The sequence below is a fragment of the Novosphingobium sp. AAP83 genome (genome assembly GCF_001295795.1).
Classification (GTDB): Bacteria; Pseudomonadota; Alphaproteobacteria; order Sphingomonadales; family Sphingomonadaceae; genus Novosphingobium.
On record NZ_LJHY01000016.1, the window covers coordinates 79786 to 96267 of the forward strand.

The following is a 16482-nucleotide window of genomic DNA, read 5'->3' on the forward strand; positions in this document are numbered from 1 at the left end:
CCATGTCAGCCCTATCGAGCCAGGAACCTTCTCCAAAGCGCCGGATCGGCGCGGAAAAGTCTGAAACGCGGGCACTGATCGTTGATGTGACCGAACAGGTTATCCGCGAAGAAGGCTATGCCGCTGCCAGCACACGCCGGGTCGCTTTGCGCGCGGGGCTGAACCCCTCGCTGGTGCATTACTACTTCCCGTCGACCGACGACTTGCTGCTGGCCGTGTTCGAACGGGGCGCGGCGCAGAGCGACGCGATGATTGCCGCAGCGCTGGCGAGCAATGAACCCGTGCGCGCACTGTGGCAATTCTTTCGGGACGATAGCCGGACAGCGCTTTCGGTGGAATTCATCGCGCTGGCCATCCGCCGCCCCGCCATTCGCGAACAGATTTCCGCCCATGCCAGTGCCATGCGCGCGCAGCAGATCGCCCTGTTCGAACGCGTGCTGGGGGAGCGGTTGGCGCAAGCAACGGGGTGTTCCCCTGCCGGTCTTTCGGTGATCCTGGCAGGTGTGGGCCGCGCCTTGTTCATGGAAGCAGCGCTGGGCGTCACGTCCGGTCATGACGAGGCGATCCAATGTGTCGAGAAGTGGCTCGACGCGCTGATACCCTCACCCTAAACACATAATTGACACAATGTAGTTTTTATGTTGAACAGGTGTTCAACATGAGGGCGATCGCAGGAGAGATGCCGTGACCATGACCGAGCTTGCCCAGTCGCAACTGCAGTTCGAGCAGATCAAGCCCAAGATCGGCGCGCGCATCCTTAACACCAAGGCGGAGTTGCTTTCGGGCGCGCTTTCGGCCGGGATCAACGCCTTGCTGGAATCTTGCGGCGTGCTGGTTTTTCCGCAAATCGATTTTACCGACGAAGAGCAGATCCGGTTTACCAATCTGCTGGGCGGCAACGTCAACGAGATTCGCGGCGAAGCCATGTTTAAGGTGACACTGGACGAGAAGATCAACCACAAGATCGCCGAATACCTGAAGGGTTCGCTGTTCTGGCATATTGATGGCACGATGCACTCGATGCCTATCCGCGCATCCATGCTCACCGCCAAAGTGCTGGCGAGCGAAGGCGGCGACACCGATTTTGCCAATACCGCATCGGCCTATGATGCACTGTCGCAAGAGCGCAAGGACGCAATCGCCGATTTGCGCGTGGTCCACTCGCTGTGGCGTTCGCAAATGTACCACACTCCCGAACCCTCGATGGAACAGTTGGAAGACTGGATCGAAAAGGGGGAAGCCGAACTGCCGCTGGTTTGCACGCACAAATCGGGGCGCAAGTCCTTGGTGCTGGGCAATACGGCACACTATGTGAGGGGCCTCGATCCCAAGGACAGTTACCGGGTGCTGCACGGTCTGCGAGAGTTCGCGACGAGTGAACCTTTTAGCTATCGGCACAAATGGACCTTGGGTGACACGGTGATCTGGGACAATCGCACGTCGTTGCACCGCGCGACACCTTATGACGCCTATTCAGGCCGGATGATGCATCGCACGATCCTGAATGGCACCGAAGCCTGGGAGAATTGATCATGGCTACTGCTTCTGAAACACGCGTCGAATTTCGCCATGAAGCCTTGCGCCCTAAAATTGCCAGTCGCGTGTTGAACACCAAGGAAGAACTGCTTGCCGGCGACCTTGGCCCGGCGATCCGCGCGCTGCTGGAAGAACGTGGCGTGCTGGTGTTCAAACAAGTGAATTTCACTGACGACGAGCAGGTCGCCTTCACCAAGACGCTGGGCGAATTTGCACCGGAGCGGATGGGTGATGGCGAAAACGTCAGCAAGATCACGCTCGACATCAAGGAAAACCCAGGCGCTGCCGAATACCTCAAGGGCAGCCTGTATTGGCACATTGATGGCACGATGAACGACGTGCCCATTCTAGCCTCGCTGCTGTCATGCAAGGTTCCGGCGCCAAAGGGCACGGGCAACACCGGCTTCTGTAGCACTTATGCAGCTTGGGATGCCCTGCCCGATGATCGCAAGGCCGAGCTTGAGCAATTGCGCGCCATCCATGGCGTCTGGCCAACGGTGTTCTACTACGATCCGGAACCGAGCGTGGCCAAGCTGCGCGGGATGAAGACCGTTGGCGAAAACGAATTGCCGCTGGTTTGGAACCACCGTTCGGGCCGAAAATCGCTGGTCATCGGCTGCACCACGCTGCAAATTCTGGGCAAAACGCCGTTTGAAAGCGCGGAAATCATCCATGGCTTGCGCGAGTGGTCGACGCAGGAGGAATTCAGCTACAGCCACGAATGGGATGAAGGCGATCTGGTGATGTGGGACAACACCGGCACCATGCACCGCGCCGAAGCCTATGACCTTACCTGCGGCCGCATGATGCACCGCACCAAACTGAAGGGCGAAGAGCCGTTCGCGTGACGCTTTGACCCGACTTGAAATTCTGAAAAGCCGCGATGCCGAAACGGCGTCGCGGCTTTTTGCTGATCAATCCCGCAGCACTGGCGCGCCTGTGCACATGAACCGGGCGAGGTTCATGTGCAGGCTGGCGGTGGCGCGTTCCATGTAGGGGTTGGGTTGCGTGCCTTTGAAGCCTGCGCTTTTCATGCCCTGCTGCACGGCGGCCATATTGGCGAAGTCTTGTTGCAGCACCGGCGGCCAATCATCGGGTTCGGTATAGTCCCATTCGGTTTGCGGCGCTTCGCCTTCGGGATAGAGCTCATAGACCGCCGCTTCGAAAATGCACTTGTCAGGATCATTGCCGTAGGGCCGGGCCATGTAACACAGCATGTTGTTGACCGCGTGGCCGATCTGGAAGTTGGGAAATATCTGCCATGCCGTGCCGACTTTGGCGGTGTGCTGCGGATCGACCGTGGGCCAGACAACGCCGCGCCTTTCATCATCGGCGCGCGCGGTGGAAATCCAGTGGCGCGACACTTCGGATACAGGCGTATCTTCGGGCAATTCGTCAATCAGCCGCTTGGCCGCATTGACCAGCGTCATCGTGGTGTTGGTATTGGCGTTTTCCCACGTGAACGCTTGCATTTCAGCGGTTGATTTGCGCGGATCGGCGCCAGATCCTGTGCGCATCTTGCCTGCGTCTTCTTCCAGACCCTTGGCCGCTTCATAGCCGATGTGGCTATGCAGGCCCTGATTGCGCGCCCAGCCGCGAAACTGGCCGAAGGCATTGAATTCGGGGTGGGTGGTAGCGACGTGATAAGTCTCGTTGAAGGCTTCGAGCGCGACCTTCCAGTTGCAATCGAACACGATCCACTTGCGCCAGCGCGGGCGCATGTTCTGCAACTGGTAGGGATCAAGCATTTCGGGCACGACGCCCAGCCATTCGGCTAGGGAAACGCTTTGCGGGTCCATGTTGATCCACATCCACCCGCCCCATGTCTCGCACTTGACCGCGCTTAGGCGGGTGCGCTCAGCGGTGAGCGAGCCCTGCCAATCGTCCTGATGCGGGATATATGTGCAATTGCCATCAAGCCCATAGGCCCAGCCATGAAAGCCGCAGATGAAATTGCGCCGGTTGCCACGTGCGTTGCGCTGTCCGGCGGGTGTATCGATCAATTTGCGCCCGCGATGGACGCAAACGTTGTGAAACGCGCGGACCGTGTCGGCATTTTCCCGCACCACGATGATCGAATCGTCGTGAATGTCGAAGGTGACAAAATCGCCGTCATTGGGGATATCTTCCAGGCGACCGGCCTGAAGCCATGATTTACGCCATAGGCGGTCACGCTCTGCCCGCGCATATTCGGGCGAGATGTAGGCTTGCGTTCCGATGGTTACCGGCGCGGCCAGTTGCTCGGCCGATGCGACGATCTTTGTGGCATCATTCATCGCAGGTATTCTCCATGGCCGCTCTACCTAGCCATGTGGCAGCAAGCAGCGATGCCACTCAAGCCCATAGTGGGCCATCTGCATCGCTGTGGCGCTAATGCAATTGCAGCCATGTGCGCAGCATGGCTGCCGTGGCAATATGAGGCATAAACTCGTTTGAGGAGCGCCTGTTCTATGACTGATCTGATTGCTGCCGATGTCGGAATCCGGCAACTGCATGCGCGCTTTGCCGATGCGGTGTGGCGGCAGGATGCTGCTGAATTTTCGGGCTGTTTTGCCGAAGACGGGTTGTGGAAGATCGCTGGCATGGAAATCGCCGGGCGTGAACAGATTGCCGAGATGTGCGACAAAATGCTGGGCCGTTGCTCACACATCCACATCATTACCGGTTTGCCTATCCTTGACGTTAAAGACGGCACCGCCAAGGGCCGGTTGAACATGACCGAATTTGCCCGGATGCAGGATGGCAGCACCGCGATGACCATCGGCTGGTATCATGACGATTACGTGGAAGTGGGCGGACGCTGGCTGTTCAAAAAGCGCCATTGGGGCATGAAATATCGCGGCGCTCCTGATCTGACCGGGCACTTTGCCGATACGCCCAATTACGGCGCATTCCCCGATGGTCCCGCAGACGATGAGCCCACTTATGTGCGGCCAGCCAGTGTCTGAAACGCCAAGTCTGGCTGGTAAGGTCGCACTGGTTACCGGCGCAAGCCGGGGTATCGGCAAAGGCATCGCCATCGCGCTGGCCCGCGAAGGTGCCACGGTTTACGTGACAGGCCGGACGGTGAACGAGGGCGATTATTACTTGCCCGGCACTGTCGGCCAGACCGCGCGCGAATGCACGGACGCTGGCGGCAGGGGCATCGCGGTTGCCTGCGATCATGCCGATGACGATCAGGTGGCCGCGCTCTTTGCGCAGATCCGTGCGCAAGATGGGCGGCTGGACATTCTGGTGAACAACGCGTTCCTGCTGTCAGAGGATTTGATCGAACCGGGCGGCTTTTGGGAAAAGCCTTTTGGCCAACCTTGAAATGTGGGACGTGGGCGTCCGATCAAACTTTGTGGCGGCATGGCATGCAGCGCAGATCATGGTGCCGCAAAAGAGCGGGCTGATCGTGGCGATATCGGGCTATGCTGCCCGAACATATACTTATGGCGTGGTTTTCGGCACATCGAAAACGGCAGTGGGCCGCATGTCGCGCGACATGGCGATAGAGTTGAAACCGCACAACATCGCATCGCTAACGCTGTGGCAGGGGCTGACCTTGACCGAGAAGGCGCGCGATAACCTTGCCAAAATGGCCGACGAGATGACCGCGTCGGTCACCAGCCAGGCGGGCAGTTCGACCGAACATCCCGGCCGGGTGATCGCGGCGTTGGCCACCGATCCAGACACTATGAAGCGGTCAGGCGGTGAATTCATCACTGCCGAACTCGCACAAGAATACGGCATAACCGACATCGATGGGACAGTGATCCCATCGGTCCGCGAAACACGCGGATCGCCGAAGTGGCAGCCGATCGCATAAGGAGAGCGGAACTTGGATAAATTGCGTTTCGACGGCCGCGTAGCCGTCATCACCGGGGCCGGGCGTGGCCTTGGCCGTTCTTATGCGCTGCTGCTGGCATCGCGTGGTTGCAAAGTGGTCGTCAACGACAACGGCAGCGCATCGCGCGGTGATGAAATCGTGGCCAATCCCGCCGATCAGGTGGTGGCCGAAATCATTGCGGCGGGCGGTGAGGCAGTCTCGTGTGCAGAATCAGTCGCCATGCCGGAAGGCGCTGCGGCGATTATCCAGAGCGCGATTGATGCTTGGGGCCGGATCGACATCCTGATCCACAACGCGGGCAATGTCCGCTATGGCACCATCGCTGAACTAAGCATTGAAGATTTCAACGCGGTTACCGATGTCCACTTCAAGGGCGGATTCTATCTGGCCAAGGCCGCAATGCCACACATGATCGCGGCAAAGTATGGCCGGGTTGTGCTGACATCATCGTGCAGCGGCTTTTACGGTAGCAAGACGACGGTCAATTACGGCATGTCGAAAGCTGGCTTGATGGGCCTGAACAACGTGATCGCCCTGGAAGGCGGCGAACATGGAATTCGTTCCAACACCATCGTCCCTGCGGCTGTCACACGGATGGCCGATGGGCTTGATACCAGTGCTTACCCTCCCCTAGAGCCGGAACTGGTTGCACCCATGGTGGCGTGGCTGGTGCATGAAAGTTGCCCGGTTTCGGGCGAGCATTTTGTTGCGGGCGGCGGACGTATGGGGCGTGCATGGACCGTGGAAAGCAAAGGGTTATGGCAGGCTGAATGGTCGGTTGAAGACATCGCCGCCAACATCGACACGATCCGCAACAGCCCCGAACAATGGCTGTTCGCGCCCTACCCTTCGGGCATGAGCGACCATTTGGGTGAAACATTCAAGTGGGCGCACCGGGAACGCAACCCTGCATGAGCAATGAAGCGCGCATGCAGGCGATCATCGACAAGCAAGACATCCATGATTGCCTGCTGCGCTTTTGCCGTGGGATGGACCGGTTCGACCGCGAACTCTACCTGTCGGCTTTCCACCCCGACGCTGTGATAGCTGCGGGACCATACGTTGGCGATGTGCCCGGCTGTTGGGACTGGGCGCAGCCGATGCATCAGGCCGCGCAAGTGCTGACGCACCATTTGCTGCTCAACCACCATGTGGATGTGACAGGCGATGAAGCCCACAGCGAGTGCTATTACCAGTTCGTCGGGCGCAATCACCCGTGGGAGGAAGGCAGCGCGGAAACCGTCATGCTGGCGGGTGGGCGCTACATTGATCGGCTAGAGCGGCGCGACGGGGAGTGGCGCATTGCCTTGCGGACCAACATCATTGAATGGAGTTGTCTGCAACCGTTGCTGGCACCGCCTTTTGCAGATGTGGCCGATCTTGCCGCCAATGGCGTTTCAACGCGCGACCGACGAGATCCGTCTTATACGCGGCCTTTGATCAACAATCGCGCGCTGGACAGGCCCTAGCGCCCGGTCCATTGCGGTTTGCGCTTTTCGGCGAAGGCGCGCGGGCCTTCTTGCGCATCGTGGCTGTTATAGGCGGTTTCGTGCGCTGCCCATGCCGCATCCAGCGCAGCAGCGCGGCCCATTTCGGTTGAAAGCATTACCGTCTCGCGCGCAGCAGCCACCGAAAGCGGCGCGCCTTCGATCACTTCGTGCGCCAGTTCCAACGCGGTGTCCATCAACGCCGCAGGTTCAGCCAAACGGTTGACCAAGCCCACTTCATAAGCGCGCTGCGCGGTGATCGCCTTGCCGGTCAGCACGATTTCCATGAAGATACGCTGCGGAAGCATGTGGATCAATGGCGCAGCCCAGGGCGAGCCGCGCCCCACCTTCACTTCGGTGATCGCAAATTTTGCCGTGGTCGATGCCACGCACAGATCACAGCCTTGTGCGATCATCCACCCGCCCGCAAAGGCCACACCATTGACCGCCGCAATCGTCGGCTTTGATAGCGTCAGCGTTTCGTAAGGCACCGGGAACATATCGCGCGGCGGCACTTTCAGGCCGGTGTCGACCATTTCCTTCAGATCGCCGCCAGCGCAAAAGGCCTTCTCACCGCTTCCGGTCAGGATCGCTATGCGCGCGGTGGCATCGGCTTCAAAGCGTTTCCACGCAGCGCGCAAGCCATCACGCACATCCTTGGACAGGCAATTGCGCTGTTCAGGCCGGTTGATCGTGATAACGGCGATGCCATCGGCGTCGACGGCGTAAAGGACTGCATCGGACATAGTTTTAGAAACCCCGCCGGTAGATTTCGTGCGCGGTACGCGACAATTCTTCGCGGAAATCGGGATGCGCGATGGCGACCAATCGGCGCGCCCGTTCCGCCAGCGATTGGCCGCGCAATTGCGCCGCGCCAAATTCGGTGACGATGATGTCGACTTCGCTGCGCGCGGTCGTGACCGGGCCGGACAAGGCTGGCACGATCTTGCTGATGGTGCCGCCCTTGGCAGTGGATGGCAGCGCGATGATCGAGTGCCCGCCGGGGGAGCGCACCCCTGCCCGCACGAAATCAAGCTGCCCGCCAGTGCCGCCGAGATACGTCTCGCCCGATTGTTCGGCATTCACTTGGCCGGTCAGGTCAACTTCCATCGCCGAGTTGATCGTCACCAACCGCGAAAGCTGCGCTAGCACCGCGCTGTCGTGCGTGTAATCAGTGCGCGTCATCCGCACTGCGGGATTTTGGTGGGCGTAATCATAAAGCCGCCGCGTGCCAATCAGCGCGCCGTTAATCGAAACGCCGCGATCAATTTCCTTGCGCGCATTGGTGAGCACGCCTGCTTGGGCCAGATCGACTAGTCCATCGCCCAGCATCCCCGAATGCACGCCCAAGTCTTTGCGGTCATAGAGCAAGCGCAGAATGGCATCGGGCACCGCGCCAACACCGGTCTGGATCACTGCGCCATCGCCAATGAATTCAGCGCAATGGCGCGCCATGGCTTCATCGGTAGCAGAAACTGGGGCCGCCTGAACTTCAACCGGTGCACGATCAACATGCACCGCCACATCGATGCGCGAGGAGTGCAGCAATTCGCCGTGCGTATAGGGCACTTGTGCGTTCACTTCGGCGATGACCACCCGCGCCTTGGCGACGGCGGCCTGGCCGTAATCGCTGATCAACCCGAAGCTGTGATTGCCCTTCGCATCGGCAGCGCTGACTTGCACCATCGCCACATCGCAGCCAATCAAACCCTGATCAATCAACGGCGCGACTTGCCCGACATGGCAGGGCACGATCCCTAGCGCATGGGCTTTGGCCATGGTACGCAGTGCGCCAATCGCCCCCATGCTGGATAACGCGAAAGCATCGGCGTTTGCGGGCTTGAAGATGCCGGAAAAGGTGGTGGCGATGAACGCGGAAAGTCCGCCGATATCGCCACCTTGCACAATCAGCGCCTCGATCAGCGTGGTCGGTTCACCACAGGCTTGGCCAAACACGATTGCATCGCCGTGCCGCAGATATTGGGCAAGGTCGAGGCCCGCAGCGTCTGTCTTTGCCGTCACGCCTCGTCAACTTGCGCCAGCAATTGCTGCGCGCGCGACAAGTAGGGCCGATCAAGCATCCCGCCTTTGTAGCCGATAGCGCCCACACCCGGATTGGCGGCAAAAACTGCCACGATTTCGCGCGCAGCTTCGACTTCTTCGGCGCTGGGGGTGAAGGCGGCGTTGATCACATCGACTTGCGCGGGGTGAATTGCCAGCATCCCGCGGAAACCATCGCGGCGCACCTTTTCAGCACGCGAGCGCAAGGCTTCCAAATCCTTGAAGTCGGCCGAGATCGTCTCAATCGCTGCCACGCCAGCGGTGGCTGCGCCCAGAACGGTCAGGCTCCGCGCTAGTTCATACGTAAAGCCATAGCTGCCATCTGCATTGCGGTTCGAACTGGCCCCGATGGAATCGGCCAAATCTTCGGCCCCCCACGTGAGCGCGACAACGCGCGGTGCGCCCTTGTAGTCGCCGGTGTGGAACATGCCCTCGGCGGTTTCGGTGATCAACACGATGACCGGAGTTGAACCTTCCTCGATCCCGTTCGCCACTTCAAGCGCCGACAGGTAGTGATCGAGCTTTTCAATGTCGGCGCGGCCATAGATTTTGGGCAGCATGATCCCGCCAGGATGGGCGGGCATGATCGCGGCCAGATCACCCAGCGTATAAGGTCCATCAAGCGGATTGACGCGCACCCACATCCGCGCGCGCTGATCGGCATTGGCCTTCAGGAAATCGTGCACCATCTGGCGGGCGAGTGGCTTGTTCTCGATCGCCACGGCGTCTTCCAGATCGAACAGCGCGATGTCGGCGTTGCTGGCAGTGGCCTTGGCCATTTTCTTTTCGCTGTCGCCCGGAGCGAACAGCCATGATCGCGTTTTCTGCGTTGTTTGGGTTGGCATCAATTTCCCGATCTTCTTGAATTAATAAGACTTCGGCAGACCCAGAACCTTCTCGGCCAGGAAGTTCAGGATCATGTGCGGGCTGACCGGTGCAGTGCGCGGGATCAGCACTTCGCGCAAATAGCGCTCGACATGGTATTCCTTGGCATAGCCCATGCCGCCCATCGACAGCATGGCGGTGTGGCAGGCTTCAAAACCGGATTCAGCGGCAAGATACTTGCCGGCATTGGCCTCAACCCCGCAATCCTCGCCCTTGTCGAACATGGTTGCCCCCTTCATCACCATCAGGTTGGCCGCTTCCAGTTGCGCCCAGCACTTGGCCAGCGGGTGCTGGATGCCTTGGTTCATGCCGATGGGACGATCAAACACGATGCGTTCTTGCGCATATTGCGACGCGCGCTTGATCGCCACCCGGCCCAAGCCCACCGCTTCTGCGCCCAGCAGGATGCGTTCGGGGTTCAGGCCCTTGAGGATGATCTTGAAGCCATCGCCCTCGGCACCGATCCGGTCTTCTTCGGGGATGAAGAAATCATTGATGAACAGTATGTTCGACCCCACCGCCGCGCGGCCCATCTTGGGGATCAGGCGGTGTTCGATCTTGCTGCGATCAATCGCGGTGTAGAACAGCGAAAGGCCATCAGTCTTGCGCTTCACCTGATCGAGCGGGGTGGTGCGCGCGAGCAGCATCATCTTGTCGGCCACGTGGGCGTTGGTGATCCATATCTTTTCGCCGTTCACACGATAGCCGCCGTCCACCCGTTCTGCCCGCGTTTTCAGCTTGGTCGTATCAAGCCCGACGTTGGGTTCGGTCACCGCAAAGCACATACGCTCTTCGCCCGAAATGATCGGTGGGATCATGCGCAGCTGCTGTTCCTGCGTGCCGAACTGGGTGATCGGCTCCATGCTGAACACCGGGCCGTGGATGGATGATGCCGCGGTCATCCCGCCGCCCGATTCCGATACCGCCTGCATCATGATCGCCGCTTCGGTTATGCCCAGCCCTGCGCCGCCGCAGTTTTCGGGCATGGCAATACCCAGCCAGCCAGCCTTTGCCATCGCCTGATGAAAGGCGACGGGGAATTCGCCATCAGCATCACGTTCGAGCCAGTAATCGTCGGTAAACGTGCTGCATAGGGCCAGCACCGCATCACGGATGGTCTGCTGATCAGGGGTGAAGGAAAAGTCCAAGACGCTGCTCCATACGGCACGTGCCGCGCAGAGGTGGCCTAACAGTCACCCCAGCGCACCTCAACTCTCCGCCGCGACGATATCGGCCCGGCGAAGTTGATCTAGTTTGGATTGGCCAAGGTGATGCGATAGCGCATTTCACACCAACGGAGGAATGATGGCAGACAGACCAAAGCATAGCGGACCATTAGCAGGGATCCGTATTGTCGACCTGACCAGCATGGTCTTCGGCCCATATGCCACGCAAATCATGGCAGACATGGGTGCTGACGTTATCAAGATTGAACCGCTGACCGGTGACGATACACGCAATATCTCGCAAGGTCCGGTGCCGGGCATGTCGGGTGTTTTCGTCAATGTGAACCGTGGCAAGCGCAGCGTAGCGCTGGATATGAAGAGCGCGCAGGGTAAAGCGGCTTTGACGCGCCTGATCGAAGAGACAGACGTCTTCATCCACTCAATGCGCTCAAAGGCGATTGCGCGGCTTGGTTTTGATTATGCGGCGGTCTGTGCAATCAATCCGAGGATCGTGTACACAAACTGTTACGGTTACAGCCGCCGTGGGCCTGATGCCGATAAGCCCGCCTATGACGATACGATTCAAGCTGAATGCGGTATTCCCTATGTTCAGCAATTGATGACTGGCGAACCCGGTTTCGTCGCCACGATCATGGCTGACAAAGTGGCAGGCCTGACCGCACTTTATTCCACAATCCTTGCGCTGTTCCACCGCGAACGCACTGGCGAAGGCCAGGAAGTGGAAGTCGGCATGTTTGAAACGATGGCAAGCTTCATGCTGGTCGAACATGCCAACGGCGCAATGTTCACTCCGCCGACAACACCGGCGCATTATCATCGCGCGGTGTCGGCCAATCGCAAGCCATATAAGACGCGCGATGGTTATGTGGCTGCTCTGATTTATAACGATAAGCATTGGAAGGCATTCGTCGAAGCGATCAACCCTGTCTGGGTTACGCCCGACATGGCAACGCTGGCGCAACGTGCGCAGCAGATCGAACATGTCTACGCCAAGCTTGGCGAGACCTTCCTTGAGCGCACGACGACAGAATGGCTGGACCTGCTGGGCGCGCTCAACATTCCGGCAGCGCCGCTACGCACGACAGATGAATTGCTTCAAAATGAGCATCTTATCGCGATTGATTTCTTCGAAACGGTAGAGAGCGATCAAGGGCCGGTGCGCTATCCCGGCGTGCCGACGTGGTTTTCCAAGACGCCGGGCAAAGTCGCCGGGCCTACCCCGCTGGTCGGGCAACATACAGATGAAGTGCTCGCCGAAATTGGCATGACGAGGGGCGCCCGATGACCGTTGCTGCACCACTATCTGCAAAATCGGAGTGGCGCAGCCATTTCACGCTGCCGATCTCGGCAATGTTTGGCTATTCGGTAAGTGTGATCCATATCTATGGGATCAACCCTTACATCATTCCGGTGACGACCGAATTCGGCTGGACGCGCGGGCAGTTTACAGGCGCATTTACCTTCGCCATCCTTGTGCAGGCCTTGCTCGCGGTGCCGGTGGGGATGCTGGTTGACCGCTTCGGATCGCGCAAGCTGGGGCTGTTCGGCGTCGCGGTGGCCTGCGTGGCTTTTGCCTTCATGTCGCTGTCATCGGGTGATCTGACCAACTGGTATTTGATGTGGGGCATCATGACGCTGGCGGCTTTGCCGGTGCAGGCCACTGTTTGGACCAGCGCTGTGGCCACACGCTTCACGGCTTCGCGCGGCATGGCTTTTGCGATCACGTTATGCGGCGCATCCATCGCACAGTTTGCGTTTCCGCCGCTCGCCACCAAGCTGATCGGTGCATATGGTTGGCGCACGGCGTTTGTGTGGCATGGAATGATCTGGTTGGCGATCGTGCTGCCGATGGTGTTCCTTTTCTTCCGCGGCGCGCGCGATGCCAAAGCCGTTGCCGCAGCTGGAGAGCCTGAAGCTGCCGTTTTGGGCGGCATGAGGTTCGCCGAAGGGCTGCGCTCATCAATCTATGTCAGGCTTATGCTCGCAAGCCTATTCTTCACGTTCACCGTCGTTGCACTCAATTTCCAGTTCATGCTTATTCTGGCAGGCTGGGGCATGGTGGCGATTGATGCGGCCTGGTTGGCTTCGCTGATCGGACTGTCGTCTATCGCCGGGCGGCTTGGCACCGGCTATCTGATCGACCGGTTTCGCGCATCGCACGTGGGGGCGCTGGTGTTCCTCCTGCCCGTAATAGCCGTTCTCCTGCTGTTGTATGGCCAAGGCAGCGTTGCGGCACCGGCTGCCATCGCGATCATGCTAGGGATGACACTAGGGGCTGAGGTTGATGTGATCGTCTATCTCACCACGCGCTTTTTCGGTCTTGCAAGCTTTGGTGCATTGTATGGCGGACTCCTTACCGCGCTATCGATTGGCACCGCTACCGGGCCACTAGCAGCATCCATGATTTATGATGCAACCGGAAGCTATGACCGGTTTTTCATCTTGGCCATAGCCATGCTTCTTTTGAGCAGCCTGTGCCTGTTCACTTTACCAAAACCACCTAAACTCAAGGAACAAGGGCATGTTTGAAAACATGTTGGCGGGCGAGAAATCCCTGCAAATCTGGATGGCCGCGTTTGTTGTGGCGGGATTGATAGCGGGCATCGCGACCGGATTTTTCAAGGCGCGCAAAATCCAGCCCAATGGATTCAAATGGAAAACCTTTCGCAACGAAGGCATTTTCACGGTTATCAATATCGCAACCGCAGGCACGTTTTTGGGCTGGTCAACCGGTTGGCTCACCACCAACAATCTGCTGGTATTGCAAAAGACGCAGGTTAGCTGGTGGGTTGTTGCGCTTGAGTTCGCGCTGTATTTCTTCCTCTTCGATACCTGGTTTTATTGGCTGCACCGCTGGATGCACAAAGAGCCGGTGTATAGCTGGGTGCACAAACTCCACCATCGTTCAACATCGCCAAACCTGTTGACGACAGCATCAGTCAATCCGCTTGAATCGCTGGTCAACGGAGGGTTTGTTCCGCTGTTCCTGACCGTGATGACACTGATCTCACCGATCCACGAACAATCGATGGCTCTTATCGGCCCGACCAACGTGATCATGGGGCTCTATGTCCATTCGGGGTATGAGTTTTTCCCGCGCTGGTGGAACAAGACCTGGCTAACCAAGTGGTTCATCACCTCAACTTTCCATGACCAGCACCACAAATACTTCACCATCAATTTCGGTGGATACACCACGATCTGGGACCGCCTGTGCGGCACAATGCGCCCGAAGTTTGAAAGCGATTATTTAAAAATCAAAGACCGGACGCGGCCCGAACCAACGATGGAGCCCGCAGAATAATTGTTCTGCGGATAGACGCGATCCGGTTCTAACCCCAGATCGCGTCTGCCGCAGCAAGTGCGTTCGCGCCGCGTCCGCCCAGTTCGCTTGCTAAAAGCTTCAGGCGATAGGTCCACAAGTGAAGCGGATGTTCGAGCGTCATCCCCATGCCGCCCATGAACTGGTGGAAATCGTAGACGACCGCGCGCGCGGCTTCTTGTGCATGGAGCGCGGCCAGCGCGGCGTCTGCCGGATCAAGCGTGGCAGCGGCTTTGATAGCCAGCCAATAAACGCCATTGGTGCGCACTTGTGCTTCGGCAAGGCGGTGGCGCATGCCTTGGAAGCTCGCCAACGGACGGCCGAATTGGTTGCGATCGGTGGTATAGACGCACACGCTTTGCAGCGCTGCGGCAAGCAGGCCTGCTGATTCTGCTGCAAGAGCAATCCGCCAGCGGGTGTAGAATTCATCCAGGGAAACGTCGTGTTGCTGCCGGTCTGAAGGCACTGACCGCAGGCTGGACACGGGATAACCATATAGCGCTTCGGGTTCGGCACGCACCTGGTCACCAGTTACAGTGAAGCTGGTTATCGAATGGCCGGCAACCACCACAGTTGCACCTTCGCACAAGAACCGCAGCGGGCGTGCTTGTGCATTCTCTTCGACAATGCACAGCGGTGTCCCGGCGCTCAACCCGAGTAAAGGCGCGACAATCGCTGAAAGCGCGGCATTGGTTGCCTGAGGCAGCCGCGCCACCCGCTCGACTATAATCGCGGCCGTTACCACGCCCAGCTCGGGCACGGCAGCAACATCGAGGAATCCGCTTTTGGAAAGCTCCCGTTCCAGTTCCGGATCGAACAGGGCAAAGCCCGTCTCATGCAGCGATACTGCGGCGTAGGGCCGCGTCAGTGCATCCAGCGCATCGACAATTGCAACCTGATCGTCATTGAGGGAAAGGTCCATCAGCGCGGCTCCCGTGGCAATTTGAGCACATCAGTTGCAATGATGTTCAACTGGATTTCAGCGGCTCCGGCAGCAATGCCTGCAACAATTCCGCGCTGATGGTGCATTTTCAGATAAGGATGGGCGTCGGCCAAAGCCTCAGGCAGATACTCGACAACAAATTCAGCTACACGGCGTTCGGCCATGACTGTGGCGAACCTCGCTGATGAACTTTCCGGCCCAACCAGTTCGCCGTGCGCACGCTTGGTCACAATTGCATAGCTTGCGATGCGTGCAGCCTCACACAGTGCGGCGACGTTGGCGGCCTCAATTTTGACGGCGTCGTTGTTCCAACGCCCTTCCTCTTTCAGGACGCTGACCGCGCGATCAAGCGCTGCACGGGCAAGACCATAGCGCGGAATTCCGAGACGTTCGTTGACAAGGCTATAAGCAATAATTTCCCACGCCTGTCCTTCGTTACCGAACAAGGCTTCGACCGGTACGAGCACGTCATCAAAGAATACCTCATGAATGTCACCCTCACCGATCAGCGACGGAATTTGGCGCACCGTAATGCCAGGGGTATCCATCGGCACCAGCAGAATCGAAATGCCGCGTTTGCGGTCATCAGATGTCCGGCACAGCAAGAAGCACGTTTGCGCAAGCCCTGCGTAGCTGGTCCAGATCTTCTGGCCGTTCACGCGATAATGATCGCCTTCCAACACAGCACGCGTGCGCAGCGAAGCCAAATCAGAACCGGATCCAGGCTCGGAAAAACCCTGACACCATAGCGCACGCCCCTCTGCGATAGGTGGCAAATAGCGCTCTTGCTGCCATTGGCTGCCATACTTGATCAACGTGGGGCCGATCCAATTGACGTTCATGTACTGACCGCCACGTGGCTCACCTGCGATCCACATTTCTTCGGCAAGGATCGCTTGGTGCCAGGGATCAAGCCCTTCTCCGCCGATCTCTTTAGGCCAATGCGGGGTTAGCAACTTGTCGTCAGCCAGTTTCCCGCAAAAAGTCTCGGCATACCGGGTTAGTGCAGGCGAACCAGGACCATGTTGCGAAAAGCGTTCCCAATCATCGGGCAGAGTTGCCGCCAAAAATTGCTTTAGGCGCAACCGAAACGCCTGTTCTTCGGGGGTCCATTCAAAATCCATAGGCCAAGTCTAGCGTGAAGATCTTTCTGACGGCAAGCAGGCGATGGGGTGACTCGCAATAGATTGCCGGGGCGATGTCCCGTATTCCAAGCTTTGCGGGCCGGA

18 protein-coding genes are annotated in these 16482 nt (G+C 58.6%); 11 read left to right on the forward strand and 7 right to left on the reverse strand.

Going from position 1 to position 16482, the window contains the following annotated elements; all coding sequences use genetic code 11:
• Positions 1-2: 2 nt before the first annotated feature.
• From IP81_RS07145 to IP81_RS07155, 3 genes are all read left to right on the forward strand, one after another.
• Complete coding sequence (locus IP81_RS07145) at positions 3-611, forward strand: TetR/AcrR family transcriptional regulator (protein ID WP_054107304.1); 609 nt, start codon at positions 3-5, stop codon at positions 609-611.
• A 79-nt stretch (positions 612-690) separates the two neighbouring features.
• A complete protein-coding gene (locus IP81_RS07150) occupies positions 691-1530 on the forward strand; it encodes a TauD/TfdA family dioxygenase (protein ID WP_054107305.1) in 840 nt (279 codons plus the stop codon).
• A gap of 2 nt (positions 1531-1532) precedes the next feature.
• Positions 1533-2384: a TauD/TfdA family dioxygenase gene (locus IP81_RS07155; protein WP_054107306.1), complete on the forward strand. Its 852-nt coding sequence runs from the start codon at positions 1533-1535 to the stop codon at positions 2382-2384.
• A 66-nt stretch (positions 2385-2450) separates the two neighbouring features.
• Here the strand turns inward: IP81_RS07155 and IP81_RS07160 are convergent, their stop codons facing one another.
• Positions 2451-3812 carry an SRPBCC family protein gene (locus tag IP81_RS07160; protein WP_054107307.1) on the reverse strand — a complete coding sequence of 454 codons (1362 nt, stop codon included), beginning with the start codon at positions 3810-3812 and terminating at the stop codon, positions 2451-2453.
• A 174-nt stretch (positions 3813-3986) separates the two neighbouring features.
• On the opposite strand from IP81_RS07160, the gene IP81_RS07165 reads away from it, so the two are divergent.
• From IP81_RS07165 to IP81_RS07180, 5 genes are read left to right on the forward strand one after another with little or no spacing between them, the layout of a single operon-like run.
• The gene (locus tag IP81_RS07165; RefSeq protein WP_054107308.1) at positions 3987-4484 is read left to right on the forward strand and encodes a nuclear transport factor 2 family protein; all 498 of its coding nucleotides are present in this window, start codon (positions 3987-3989) and stop codon (positions 4482-4484) included.
• Positions 4477-4848: an SDR family NAD(P)-dependent oxidoreductase gene (locus IP81_RS21575; RefSeq protein ID WP_304437626.1), complete on the forward strand. Its 372-nt coding sequence runs from the start codon at positions 4477-4479 to the stop codon at positions 4846-4848. The genes IP81_RS07165 and IP81_RS21575 overlap by 8 nt, the downstream gene beginning before the upstream one ends.
• On the forward strand, positions 4835-5347 hold the full coding sequence (locus tag IP81_RS21580; RefSeq protein WP_197274560.1) for an SDR family NAD(P)-dependent oxidoreductase: 513 nt from the start codon (positions 4835-4837) through the stop codon (positions 5345-5347). The genes IP81_RS21575 and IP81_RS21580 overlap by 14 nt, the downstream gene beginning before the upstream one ends.
• Positions 5348-5359: 12 nt before the next feature.
• Positions 5360-6283 carry an SDR family NAD(P)-dependent oxidoreductase gene (locus IP81_RS07175; protein ID WP_054107309.1) on the forward strand — a complete coding sequence of 308 codons (924 nt, stop codon included), beginning with the start codon at positions 5360-5362 and terminating at the stop codon, positions 6281-6283.
• Positions 6280-6837 carry a nuclear transport factor 2 family protein gene (locus tag IP81_RS07180; RefSeq protein WP_054107310.1) on the forward strand — a complete coding sequence of 186 codons (558 nt, stop codon included), beginning with the start codon at positions 6280-6282 and terminating at the stop codon, positions 6835-6837. The genes IP81_RS07175 and IP81_RS07180 overlap by 4 nt, the downstream gene beginning before the upstream one ends.
• On the opposite strand, the gene IP81_RS07185 is transcribed toward IP81_RS07180, so the two are convergent.
• The 4 genes from IP81_RS07185 to IP81_RS07200 are packed head-to-tail and all read right to left on the reverse strand — an operon-like array spanning position 6834 to position 10949.
• A complete protein-coding gene (locus IP81_RS07185; protein ID WP_054107311.1) occupies positions 6834-7601 on the reverse strand; it encodes an enoyl-CoA hydratase/isomerase family protein in 768 nt (255 codons plus the stop codon). The two genes, IP81_RS07180 and IP81_RS07185, sit on opposite strands and share 4 nt — an antisense overlap.
• 4 nt (positions 7602-7605) lie before the next feature.
• Positions 7606-8877, reverse strand: coding sequence for an acetyl-CoA hydrolase/transferase family protein (locus IP81_RS07190; RefSeq protein ID WP_054107312.1), 1272 nt, complete (start codon positions 8875-8877; stop codon positions 7606-7608).
• Entirely contained in the window at positions 8874-9761 is an 888-nt protein-coding gene (locus IP81_RS07195; RefSeq protein WP_054107313.1) for a CoA ester lyase, read from the reverse strand. Before IP81_RS07195 ends, IP81_RS07190 begins: the two co-directional genes overlap by 4 nt.
• Positions 9762-9782: 21 nt before the next feature.
• Positions 9783-10949 (reverse strand): acyl-CoA dehydrogenase family protein, encoded by a 1167-nt coding sequence (locus IP81_RS07200; protein ID WP_054107314.1) that lies wholly within the window; start codon positions 10947-10949, stop codon positions 9783-9785.
• A gap of 157 nt (positions 10950-11106) precedes the next feature.
• On the opposite strand from IP81_RS07200, the gene IP81_RS07205 reads away from it, so the two are divergent.
• From IP81_RS07205 to IP81_RS07215, 3 genes are read left to right on the forward strand one after another with little or no spacing between them, the layout of a single operon-like run.
• On the forward strand, positions 11107-12273 hold the full coding sequence (locus IP81_RS07205; RefSeq protein ID WP_157573116.1) for a CaiB/BaiF CoA-transferase family protein: 1167 nt from the start codon (positions 11107-11109) through the stop codon (positions 12271-12273).
• A complete protein-coding gene (locus IP81_RS07210; RefSeq protein WP_054107316.1) occupies positions 12270-13517 on the forward strand; it encodes an MFS transporter in 1248 nt (415 codons plus the stop codon). Before IP81_RS07205 ends, IP81_RS07210 begins: the two co-directional genes overlap by 4 nt.
• Positions 13510-14292, forward strand: coding sequence for a sterol desaturase family protein (locus IP81_RS07215; RefSeq protein WP_054107317.1), 783 nt, complete (start codon positions 13510-13512; stop codon positions 14290-14292). Before IP81_RS07210 ends, IP81_RS07215 begins: the two co-directional genes overlap by 8 nt.
• Before the next feature lie 28 nt (positions 14293-14320).
• Here IP81_RS07215 and IP81_RS07220 read toward each other — a convergent pair whose 3' ends face one another.
• Together IP81_RS07220 and IP81_RS07225 are read right to left on the reverse strand one after the other, a co-directional pair.
• On the reverse strand, positions 14321-15232 hold the full coding sequence (locus tag IP81_RS07220) for an acyl-CoA dehydrogenase family protein (protein WP_054107318.1): 912 nt from the start codon (positions 15230-15232) through the stop codon (positions 14321-14323).
• Complete coding sequence (locus IP81_RS07225; protein ID WP_054107319.1) at positions 15232-16377, reverse strand: acyl-CoA dehydrogenase family protein; 1146 nt, start codon at positions 16375-16377, stop codon at positions 15232-15234. Before IP81_RS07225 ends, IP81_RS07220 begins: the two co-directional genes overlap by 1 nt.
• Positions 16378-16482: the final 105 nt, after the last annotated feature.

What these genes read in the sequence shown, in the direction of transcription:
- IP81_RS07145 (WP_054107304.1), top strand. Translation starts at nt 3, where the DNA reads ATGTCAGCCCTATCGAGCCAGGAACCTTCTCCAAAGCGCCGGATCGGC.
- IP81_RS07150 (WP_054107305.1), top strand. Translation starts at nt 691, where the DNA reads ATGACCGAGCTTGCCCAGTCGCAACTGCAGTTCGAGCAGATCAAGCCC.
- IP81_RS07155 (WP_054107306.1), top strand. Translation starts at nt 1,533, where the DNA reads ATGGCTACTGCTTCTGAAACACGCGTCGAATTTCGCCATGAAGCCTTG.
- IP81_RS07160 (WP_054107307.1), bottom strand. Translation starts at nt 3,812, where the DNA reads ATGAATGATGCCACAAAGATCGTCGCATCGGCCGAGCAACTGGCCGCG.
- IP81_RS07165 (WP_054107308.1), top strand. Translation starts at nt 3,987, where the DNA reads ATGACTGATCTGATTGCTGCCGATGTCGGAATCCGGCAACTGCATGCG.
- IP81_RS07180 (WP_054107310.1), top strand. Translation starts at nt 6,280, where the DNA reads ATGAGCAATGAAGCGCGCATGCAGGCGATCATCGACAAGCAAGACATC.
- IP81_RS07185 (WP_054107311.1), bottom strand. Translation starts at nt 7,601, where the DNA reads ATGTCCGATGCAGTCCTTTACGCCGTCGACGCCGATGGCATCGCCGTT.
- IP81_RS07195 (WP_054107313.1), bottom strand. Translation starts at nt 9,761, where the DNA reads ATGCCAACCCAAACAACGCAGAAAACGCGATCATGGCTGTTCGCTCCG.
- IP81_RS07205 (WP_157573116.1), top strand. Translation starts at nt 11,107, where the DNA reads ATGGCAGACAGACCAAAGCATAGCGGACCATTAGCAGGGATCCGTATT.
- IP81_RS07210 (WP_054107316.1), top strand. Translation starts at nt 12,270, where the DNA reads ATGACCGTTGCTGCACCACTATCTGCAAAATCGGAGTGGCGCAGCCAT.
- IP81_RS07215 (WP_054107317.1), top strand. Translation starts at nt 13,510, where the DNA reads ATGTTTGAAAACATGTTGGCGGGCGAGAAATCCCTGCAAATCTGGATG.
- IP81_RS07220 (WP_054107318.1), bottom strand. Translation starts at nt 15,232, where the DNA reads ATGGACCTTTCCCTCAATGACGATCAGGTTGCAATTGTCGATGCGCTG.
- IP81_RS07225 (WP_054107319.1), bottom strand. Translation starts at nt 16,377, where the DNA reads ATGGATTTTGAATGGACCCCCGAAGAACAGGCGTTTCGGTTGCGCCTA.